Below are 9,633 nucleotides of genomic sequence, written 5' to 3'. Positions count from 1 at the left end.
CCGGCCGCCACACCGCCTTTTCGCTTTGTTTTTCTCAAGCTGGTGTTTTTTAAAAAAAAAAAAAAAAAAACCCCCCCCCCCTCATCCCCCCCCACAGCTCCTACAGGGGCATTCGCAAGGCCTAGCGCATGAACAAGCCGCCGTTGATGTCCAGGCACGCGCCGGTGACCGATATAGCGTTATCGGCAATCAGCAGTAGCACGCTGTCAGCAATGAACGTCGGATCGCCCAGCGTCCCCACCGGGATCATTTTCAGAATCTGTTCCAGACGCTCCGGGGCCACGGTTTCGCGCACCACCGGCAAATCCAGCGGCCCCGGCGAAATGCTGTTGACCGTCACACCCTGTGGCGCCAGTTCCCGAGCAAACACTTTGGTCAGCGTCGCCACACCGCCCTTGGCCGCCGCGTAATGCGCGCCCGTGGCCGTGCCGCCGTTCTGCCCGGCGAGTGAAGCGATGTTGACGATGCGGCCAAAACCCCGTTCGGCAAAGTGCGCACCGAACACCTGGCACGCGACAAAGGTGCCGCGCAGGTTGATCGCCATCGACTCATCGAACTCCTCCGGGGTGATGTCCATCAACGCCGCGACTTTCGACACACCGGCGTTGTTCACCAGAATGTCGGTGCCGCCCCAACGCTCGGCGAGCACATCGCGGGCCCGCACAAAATCAGCTTTGTTGCGCACGTCCAGCTCAAGGGCAACGGCACTCGAGCCGCTGCTATCAAGCTCCAACGCCAGACGCTGCACGCCATCGAGGCGCACATTCGCCAGGCCGACGCGATAACCCGCCGCGTGCAAGCGACGAGCGATGCATTCGCCAAGACCGCGCGACGCGCCGGTCACCAAGGCTACTCGGTTCATCGTGTGGGCCCTCACAGCAGGAAGCCGAGCGCGCTCAGGCTGTCGGTGGAATTGATCAGGCGCACGACCTTGCGTTCCAGGGTCGCGACACCGTCGGTGAAGTGAATGCGGTGGTTCAAGTCGGCCACGAACGGCGTGTGCACCCCGCGTTTGTAGGCGTACAGCAACTGCGCGGAATTGACTTCAACAAGGTCCCCCGCCGCTTCCACCAAGCGGAAACGCGAAACGCTGCGCACGGTTTTCGCCGCGTCCACCGCCGACGGCGAGTAACCGGCGGTCAAACGTTCGATGCGCAAGTCACGCATGCGCGCATCGTCGTAGGCGTAGTTGAGCGTGGCTTCGAAGTCGTCGGTGTCCGGATCGATCGGCACGATGTAGCGGCCGTTCTCACTCCACAAGGTCGCCCATTCGGCGTAGTTCTTGTGATCGAGCAATTCGGCTTCACGCCAGATGAATTCGATGGCCTGGGCCAACGGGCCGGAAAAACCGTTCAGGGTGTCGTGATTGCTCATTGGCTCATCATCCTTTTCCACATGTCATAGGCCCCGCGCATGCCGCCCTCGTCGGTGGCGTGGGACACCTTGTCGCCGTTTTCGGCGGTGATTTCGCGATTGAGGCCGCGATTGACCAGGATCGGCGCATCGACGCCGGCATACGAACCCCGCTGCACGCGGTCCCAGGCTTCGGCGTCGTCGGGGCTGCCGAAACCGAACGGACCCTGGAAGTGTTCGTGAATGCGCATGCGTTCGCGGTTGGCGATGTCCGGGCCACCGTCCATGCCGAGGGCAACGTGACGGATCTCGGTTTCAGTCACCGAGACCGGGCGCAGTACGCGGAAGAACGACATCGACATCGCCACGTTGGGAAACAGGTTGAGGTTGAACCCGGCACCGTGCAGCGAGCGCACGATGCGTCGGACCTGCTCCGGCGCCATGGTTTTCGACAATTCTTCAGTCACATGCGCGAAGCGTTCCTGCAACTGCTCGGTGCCGTCGTCGTGATCGAGATCGACGTGCTCGGGCACCATCACCATCACGCTGTGGCCGTTGCCCAAGGCATGGGTGACGGCGTGCTCGTCGGTCATGAACGAGAGCATTTCCGAGGTTTCTTCATCCACCGACGACATGAACGACTTGTGCACGATCGGGAAGTGATAACCGTCGGTGGTGTTTTCCAGCTGGATCTTCCAGTTGCCCTTGAAGCTGAACTTGTGTTCGCCCTGGGTCTTGATCGGGTAGCCGGCGCCCTGTTTCATGAACAGGTCCATCCAGTGTTTGGCGCCGCCGAGGAAATCGTCCAGCGGTTCGATCTCGTCGTTGTAACTGGCGAAGACCATGCCGGCGTAGCTTTCGACGCGCAGGCGGGTGAGCGGCAGTTCGGACTTTTCCAGGATGCCTTCGTAGCCGTCCGGGTAAGGCAGCGCGCGCAGCTTGCCATCCAGGCCGTACGACCAACTGTGATACGGGCAAGTGAAGCCGGTGGCGTTGCCTTTGTGTTTTTCGCAGACGGTGGCGCCACGGTGCCGGCAGCGGTTTTCCAGCACGTTGATCTGGCCCTTCTTGTCACGCACCACAATCACCGGGCGACGGCCGATGGTGGCGGTCTTGAAGTCGCCGCTGTTGCGCACTTCGCTTTCGTGGGCGACCCACACCCAGGTGCGGTAGAAAATCTTCTCCAGCTCGGCTTCGAACAGCGCCGGGTCGTTGTACAGCGAGACGTCGACGCGGTCGTGCTTGACCAGGTCGTCCGGGTTTTTCGACGATGCGATCAGCCGGTATTCATGAGTGCTCATGCGGTTCTCCTCATGGCTTTTTATGACTTGTTTTTAGGGGTGCATGCTGTGTTGCAGTTGCGCACCGAAGGCGCAGACCACTTCGTCTTGACCTTTACGGCCGACAATCTGCAGGCCGACTGTCAGCCCGCTACCCTTCAGCTGCACCGGCACCGTCAGCGCCGGATGGCCGCTGAGGTTGAAAGGCCGCACCAGCGGCGTCATGCCGGCCACGGCTTTACTCGCACTGCGGGCTTCGATCAGCGTCGGCGGCAAGCTCGGCATCGTTGGCAATAGCAGCACTTCGAACTGCTCCAGTGCGGCATCCACTTGCTGACTGAAACGCGCGCGGATTTTTTCGGCCTGCGCCAGCTCACCGGCGTTGGTACGGCTGGCGGCCAGCAGGCGCTGCTCGACATCGGCGCCGATCAGGCCCTTGCCGGTGAGGTGGCCGAACGCCGCCCAGTTTTCAACATTGATCACGCTCAGGCCGGCGGTGAACGCGGCTTCGAACTCGCTCAGATTCAGGTTGCTGCGACGCCAACCGGCACGGTCGGCAGCGGCGATGAGACAGGCTTGCACGAGCGGATCGCAGGCCACTTCAAGAAAGCCCACCGATGCATGGCTCGACGGCAGGCCCTGGGCGTGAAAACCCGGACAGATCACCTGCATCGCGGCGATCAAATCGTCCATGTCCGCCGCAAACGGCCCCACGCAATCGAGGCTGGAAAACGCCGGGTGCGCACCGACACGGCTGACCCGCCCATAAGTCGGCTTCAGCCCGGCAATGCCGCAACAGGCCGCTGGCACCCGCACCGAGCCGCCGGTGTCGGTGCCGATGGCGATGTCCGCCAGGCCCGCCGCGACCGCTGCTGCCGAACCACTGGACGAACCGCCCGGCACTCGATCCGGCGCGTGCGGGTTGATTGGCGTGCCGGTCCAGTCGTTGATCCCGGTGACGCCAAACGCCAGCTCATGCAGGTTGGTTTTGCCAACGATTTGCCAGCCAGCAGCGAGGATCGCGTCCACCACCTCGGCATTGCGGGTGGCCGGCGCGGCATCGGCAAATGCACGGCTGCCCGAGCGCGTCGGATACCCGGCAATGTCGATCGAGTCTTTGATCGCGACCCGTTTGCCGCTGCCACCGAGTAAAAATTCGCTGATAAACGTACTCATGCGCCCAGCCTCGTATTGAACAAACGTTGCGTACGGAAATGCGCGATCAGCCAGACACCGTCGACACAACGGAAATCGATATTCAGCCGTGTGCCAAACAGTTCGCTGCGCCCATCGGCGTAGGTGGAAATCTGCTGCATGATCCACTGCCCCTGGGCCGTGCTGCCGTCGACCACGATCTGCTCGCTGGTGAGGTAATGCAGGTTCAGGCGAAAGTGCTCCGAGGGCGGCAAATAGCTGCCAACAAACGCCGCCACGGCATCACGTCCTTGATGCTGGCCAAAGGTCTGTGCAGTGACGCTGCCGACGCCTTCCCAGATCGCATCGATGCAGAACAACTCAGCCAATTCGTGGACGTGAGTCGCGGCCCTTGGCACATCGCACAGGTCCATGTAGCGCGCCATCACGCGGCGCACCTGGCTCTCCCCTTCAAGCGTCTGCAGACGCTGCAGCAAGGCCTCGTTCATGACTTACACCTTGGCCGCGTCGGGGATGGTCAGCGGACGACCGATGCGCGCTTCGACCTTGGCGTAGCGCCACAGGCTGTACTCGTTCACCGGCGTGGTGCGGAACAGGTTGCAGGCGTCGATCACCGATTGATGGCAGTCGACGTCGGCCATGATGTAGACGGTCCACGGCGAGGTGGTGGACGGCCCGACCATCAGCCGGTCATCGTCCATTGCGCCCAGCACGGTGATGCCGGGCATGGCGCCGAGCGAGCCCATCATCTGGCTGAAACCCTTCCACACGCTCAAGCCTTCGCCGGTGGGCAGGTCGAAAAAGTTCTGGGTGATGCCGATGCAAAAGACGACGCGCAACGGTTCTTGGGTGGTCTGGGTCATGGGTGTTGATCCTTGGATAGAGGGTTCAGAGGTAGCCAGGAAATGGCGGCACGCCGAGGAACACCGAGCCGGCGCCGTCGTACAGCCCTTCGCTGAGGAAGGCGTGCTGGGTGACCACCATCGCGTCGCGCAGGTAGCGTTGCAGCGGATGGCGCAGGTAAATCGCGGTGGTCCCGGCGAGGCTGTAGGCGCTTTGCACTACAGCGGCACCGGCCTGGGAAACGTGGATCGCTGACAACCGCAACAGGCTGGTTTGTTCGGCGGTCACCGGGTTGCCGGCGAGGATCGAATGCCACACCTGCTCGGTCGCGCCATAGAAGAAACCGCGTGCGGCACTCAGTTGCGCTTCGGCTTTGGCAATCTCGATCCGCACATAGGCGCGATCGGCCATTTTCGGTGCGCCGGTGATGCCACTGCCGGCGGCCATGCGGCTGACTTCATCGAGTGCCGCACGGGCCAGGCCGAGGTTGACCACCGCCAACACTTGCGCGGCGTAGGCAATCGACGGGTAACGGAACAGCGGCTCATCGATGGTCGAGGCACCGCCGCGAATGAAGGTCCAGCGCTCGTCGACGCGTTGATCGGTCACGCGCAGGTCATGGCTGCCGGTGCCTTTGAGGCCGACCACGTCCCAGTTTTCGACGATGTCGACCTGATCCGCGCGGAACACCGCCGTGCGCGGTTTGCCGCCCGCCGCGCCGATACCGACACCGAGCAAGTCGGCGCCCTTGCAGCCGCTGGCGAATTTCCAGGTGCCGTTGACCTGCCAACCGCCCTCTACAGCTTCGGCGGGTTGCAATGGAAACAAGCCACCGGCAAACACCAGGTCAGGGCTGTGGGCGTAGAGGTCGGCGAGGGTTTCTTTCGGCAACGCGGCGAGGTAGACACCGGCGCTGCCGAAACTGGCGACCCAGCCTGCTGAGCCGTCGGCTTCGGAGATGCGTTCGATCATGTGCAGGAAACGCGCGGGGGCCAGGGCGTCACCGCCAAAGCATTTCGGCGTGGCGGCGCGGTAGATGCCGACCTGTTTGAAGCGTTCGATCATGTCCCGAGGCACGTGGGAGCCGGCGTCGAATTCGTCCCGACGTTGGCGCACTTCATCCAGTACCTGCGCAAAGAGCGGGCTGTCGACGACATCGTCGTCAACGCCGGGCAGAGCGTCTTGTTGCGCGACCGCTGAACGCAGCATGGGCTTTCTCCGTTTTGCTTATTGTTAGTGGGGCGAATGCACCGCTACTCGTAGGAGCGAGGCTTGCCCGCGAACCAGGCACCGCGGTCTCTCAGGTCGACCGCGTCATCGTTCTTCGCGGGCAAGCCTCGCTCCTACAGAGGGATGCGTGGGGCCCTGTACATTGAGGTCCAGTGTAAAAACCACATCGGCTCGCAACTATTGGGGCGTGCAGCCCCCGGGCTAAAGAAATCCCCTAGCCCGCCCCCGGTTACTTCTGAGCGCATCCCCACGCGCAAGCCGGTATAAAAAGCCATACTTCAACCGACACCGGTCGTTGACCCCTCTGCCGCCAAGGGCTGCGCGATGTATCTGCCAAAACCGAACGATTTCTACAGCCTTATCGAAGCCATGCCGTTGTGCATCATTCTTCACGATGCCCAGAGCAAGGACATTCTCTGGGCCAACAGCGCCGCCCTGAAGGCGTTGGGCTTTACCCTGGAAGAACTCACGCCGCTGAAAGCCCCGGACATGACCCGCGACGCGCCCAAGTACCGGCGTTCGGTGGGTTTGCGCTGGCTGGAGGGCGCCGCACGCACGGGCCAGCGCGCCATCGAGTGGTGTTATCGCTCCAAGCAAGGGGTCGAGATTCTGTCCGAGGCGGTCGCCACCCTGGTGCACCTGGATGGGCGCGATGTGCTGATGGTGCAGTTCCGCGACATCTCCAAGGAAGACAAGGTCAAGCGCGACCTCAAGCGTTTCGAAAGCCGCCTCAAGGCCTTTATGCAGGACCTGGCCGAAGGCGTTGCGGTGCTCGGGCCGCAGGGTGATATCCGCTTTATCAGTGATTCTGCCGCGCACCTTTTAAAGGGCGAGGAACATGAATTGACCGGCGAAAACTTCCTCGCCTGGTGCGACGACGCTTCGCGCCAGCGCCTGCTGCAACAACTGGCCAGCGAAACGCCTGAGCACGCACCGTTCAGCGTGCATTACCAGGTGCAACGGCGTGACGGTGAGTGGCGTTGGCATGACGCGACGTGCCGGTTTATCGAGATTGAAGACGACCTGATCGGCCATCTGTTGCTGTTTCGCGATGTCACCGAGCAGGTGCAAGCCGAAGAAGCGCGGCGCGTGAGCGAGCAAAAACTCGAGTACCTGGCCCGCTACAACGCGATGGGCGAAATGGCCGTGGCGATTGCCCATGAGCTGAGTCAGCCGCTGGCGGCTACCCGCAATTTCATCGAAGGCGCGGTGATTCGCCTGGGCAAGGATCAATCCACTGACCAGGGCGTCGCCTGGGGTTTGCAAAACGCTGTGCGGCAAATCGAGCATGCGTCGCTGATCATCAAAAGCGTGCGCGATTACGTGGTCAAGCTGGAGCAGTCCGAAGAGCGGATCGACCTCAATGAACTGCTGCGGGAAACCCGCTACTTTATCAGCCTGCGTGCCGATCCGAGCCGGATCCGGGTGGAAATCGTCACCAGTCCCGAGCCGCTATGGGTGAGTTGCGAGAAGGTGTTGATCGGCCAGGTCATCCTCAACCTGGCGTTCAACGCGATTGAAGAAATGGCCGATTTGCCCATTGAGCGACGTGTGCTGCGCATTCATGCCAGCCGCGACAAAGACGTGGCGCTGGTGCGCATCGAAGACCGCGGTCGCGGCATTCAGGCCCAGGCGCAAGAGAAGCTCTTCGATGGCTTCTTCTCCTCCAAAGTCAGCGGCAACGGCATCGGCCTGGCGCTGTGCAAAAACATCATCGGCCGGCATCGCGGCGATATCTGGGCGCAAAACCTTGAGCCTTGTGGTGCCGTGTTCACCTTCTCCCTTCCCCTCGCCAATCCCGCCTGATGTGAACCGCTTTTGTAGGAGCCAGGCTTGCCGGCGAAGGCGTATTAAAGGACGCCTTCGCCGGCAAGCCTGGCGCCTACAGGTGCGCGTTTTTCCCCGCGATTGCGAAGTGTGCGGCCACCTTTTTCAAGACTGGCACAGACACACAAACACTTGGCAGCCACAGCAATTCTCCGGTTTTCCCGGCGAGGCAGAATCGAATTGTAAAAATCTGCCAAAGCACCCGCGATCCGCGTTACCAACAATTCAGGAAGTTCCCCTTATGCGAACAAACAGGATCTCCGTACAGTCAGCGCTAGGCCTGAGCCTGCTTGTACTCGGCTTGAACAGTGCCCGCGCGGATTTGCCCGCCGACACGATCGGCCAGACCACCCTGGCGTTCCCCGCTGAAGCTCACCGGGCGTTCGTCGTCGATGTCGAATTCGAAAGTTTCGTCGCGGGCCGGGTCACCGTGGTCGACCCCGACCAGAAACGCGTGCTGGGCATGGTGCCGACCGGTTTCGCCGCGCCGTCGACCCTGAGCCATGACGGCAAGCTGATCTACAGTGCCGACATCTGGTATTCCCGTGGCACCCGTGGCACCCGCACCGACGTGCTGACCGCCTGGGACAGCTCGAGTTTGTCGCCCGCCTGGGAAGTGCTGATTCCGAACAAGCGCGCCGAGTCGCTGACCCAGCGCTACGGCCTGAAAACCAGTGGCGATGACCGCTTCGTCTACGTCTACAACTTCACCCCGTCGACGTCGGTGACGGTGGTCGACACCCAGGCCAAGACCGTCGCCACGGAAATCGCCATTCCCGGTTGCGTGCTCAACTACCCGATCGGCAATCGCCGCTTCGCCTCGTTGTGCGGCGACGGCACTCTGCAGGTGGTGACCCTCAACGATCAGGGCCTGGAAACCGCGCGCAGCCGCACACCGTTCTTCGACCCGAACGCGGAAAAACTGGTGGAGCGCGCGGTCAACGTCGGTGACACCTATTACTTCACCACCACCACGGGCACCGTTCGCCCGGTGGACTTTACCGGCGACGCGCCGAAGATCCTGCCGAGCTGGTCGCTGGTCACCGACACCGAAAAGAAAGCCGGCTGGGCACCGGGCGGCTGGCAGCTGATGGCTGTCGCGCCGAAGCTCAACCGCTTGTACGTGCTGATGCACGACGCGCACGAACCGATGAAGTGGGAAGACCCCAGCACGTTCATCTGGGCGTATGACCTCAAGACCCAGAAGAAAATCGCCACCCTGGAAGCACCGGCACCGGTGTGGAGCCTGCAAGCAACGGGCGACGACAAGCCGCTGCTGTTGGGTGCCGACGTTGAAGGCGGCTTGCAGATTTTCGATCTCAAGACCAACCAGCACACCGGCAGCATGGCCAAGGTCGCGAAAACCGCGACTCAGGTCATGAGCTACTAACGAGGCTCGGCCATGCACTCAGATCCGATTTTCATCATTGCCAGCGCCCTCGCCATCTCGGTGTTGCTGGCCAGTGCCGCGACCCACAAATTGCGCGCGCCGGCGCGCTTCGCCAAGCAACTGGCTGACTATCAACTGTTGCCCGATGCACTGGTGCGCCCCAGTGCCCGGCTGATCCCGCTGCTGGAACTGGCCATCGCCTTCGCCTTGCTGGTGCCGCTCAGCCGTGGCTGGGCCGCGTTGAGCGCCGCCAGCCTGATCGCGCTGTACGCCGCGGCCATTGGCATCAACCTGTGGCGCGGTCGTCGCGACATCGACTGCGGCTGTGCCGGGCCGGATCAGGCGCAACCGTTGCGGCCGATTCTGCTGCTGCGCAACAGCGTGCTGGTGGCGTTGGCGCTGCTCGCCAGCGTGGCACCGATTGCCCGAGACATGACTGTGTTTGATGGCTTTGTGACGCTGGCCTCCGCCGCTGTCGCGTTGCTCATCTACGCCGCGGCCGATGGCCTGCTGGCGAACTCCCCTCTTCTGCTCAAATTGATTGGTAGGTGATCC

The 9,633-nt window shown here is 62.3% G+C and carries 10 protein-coding genes; 3 read left to right on the top strand and 7 right to left on the bottom strand.

The annotated features are described in order from the left end of the window. Window positions 1–121: 121 nt before the first annotated feature. Genes ACIPL2_RS16220 through ACIPL2_RS16190 form a run of 7 tightly spaced genes read right to left on the bottom strand, consistent with a single transcriptional unit; the run spans window position 122 to window position 5,840 of the window. Window positions 122–862: an SDR family NAD(P)-dependent oxidoreductase gene (locus ACIPL2_RS16220; RefSeq protein ID WP_401357860.1), complete on the bottom strand. Its 741-nt coding sequence runs from the start codon at window positions 860–862 to the stop codon at window positions 122–124. Window positions 863–873: 11 nt separating this feature from the next. Then, window positions 874–1,374, bottom strand: coding sequence for an aromatic-ring-hydroxylating dioxygenase subunit beta (locus ACIPL2_RS16215; RefSeq protein ID WP_401357859.1), 501 nt, complete (start codon window positions 1,372–1,374; stop codon window positions 874–876). After that, window positions 1,371–2,654, bottom strand: a complete 1,284-nt coding sequence (locus tag ACIPL2_RS16210) for a Rieske 2Fe-2S domain-containing protein (RefSeq protein ID WP_401357858.1) — start codon at window positions 2,652–2,654, stop codon at window positions 1,371–1,373. Before ACIPL2_RS16210 ends, ACIPL2_RS16215 begins: the two co-directional genes overlap by 4 nt. A 33-nt stretch (window positions 2,655–2,687) precedes the next feature. After that, complete coding sequence (locus ACIPL2_RS16205; RefSeq protein WP_401357856.1) at window positions 2,688–3,809, bottom strand: amidase; 1,122 nt, start codon at window positions 3,807–3,809, stop codon at window positions 2,688–2,690. Beyond that, the gene (locus ACIPL2_RS16200; protein ID WP_401357854.1) at window positions 3,806–4,276 is read right to left on the bottom strand and encodes a nuclear transport factor 2 family protein; all 471 of its coding nucleotides are present in this window, start codon (window positions 4,274–4,276) and stop codon (window positions 3,806–3,808) included. Before ACIPL2_RS16200 ends, ACIPL2_RS16205 begins: the two co-directional genes overlap by 4 nt. Window positions 4,277–4,279: 3 nt before the next feature. Beyond that, window positions 4,280–4,651 carry a hypothetical protein gene (locus ACIPL2_RS16195; RefSeq protein ID WP_007945348.1) on the bottom strand — a complete coding sequence of 124 codons (372 nt, stop codon included), beginning with the start codon at window positions 4,649–4,651 and terminating at the stop codon, window positions 4,280–4,282. 25 nt (window positions 4,652–4,676) lie between these two features. Continuing rightward, window positions 4,677–5,840, bottom strand: coding sequence for an acyl-CoA dehydrogenase family protein (locus ACIPL2_RS16190; RefSeq protein ID WP_401357853.1), 1,164 nt, complete (start codon window positions 5,838–5,840; stop codon window positions 4,677–4,679). Between the two features lie 345 nt (window positions 5,841–6,185). On the opposite strand from ACIPL2_RS16190, the gene ACIPL2_RS16185 reads away from it, so the two are divergent. The 3 genes from ACIPL2_RS16185 to ACIPL2_RS16175 all read left to right on the top strand — a co-directional run bounded on the left by ACIPL2_RS16185 (window position 6,186) and on the right by ACIPL2_RS16175 (window position 9,630). Continuing rightward, complete coding sequence (locus tag ACIPL2_RS16185) at window positions 6,186–7,667, top strand: ATP-binding protein (protein WP_401357852.1); 1,482 nt, start codon at window positions 6,186–6,188, stop codon at window positions 7,665–7,667. Between the two features lie 262 nt (window positions 7,668–7,929). Then, entirely contained in the window at window positions 7,930–9,078 is a 1,149-nt protein-coding gene (locus ACIPL2_RS16180; RefSeq protein WP_401357850.1) for an amine dehydrogenase large subunit, read from the top strand. Window positions 9,079–9,090: 12 nt separating this feature from the next. Continuing rightward, a complete protein-coding gene (locus ACIPL2_RS16175) occupies window positions 9,091–9,630 on the top strand; it encodes a MauE/DoxX family redox-associated membrane protein (RefSeq protein ID WP_401357849.1) in 540 nt (179 codons plus the stop codon). Window positions 9,631–9,633 lie beyond the last annotated feature (3 nt).

The organism is Pseudomonas sp. NPDC086251 (assembly GCF_044746405.1).
Lineage (GTDB): Bacteria > Pseudomonadota > Gammaproteobacteria > Pseudomonadales > Pseudomonadaceae > Aquipseudomonas.
Note: the sequence above shows the minus strand (reverse complement) of the source record. Positions and strands in the feature narration are given on the sequence as shown.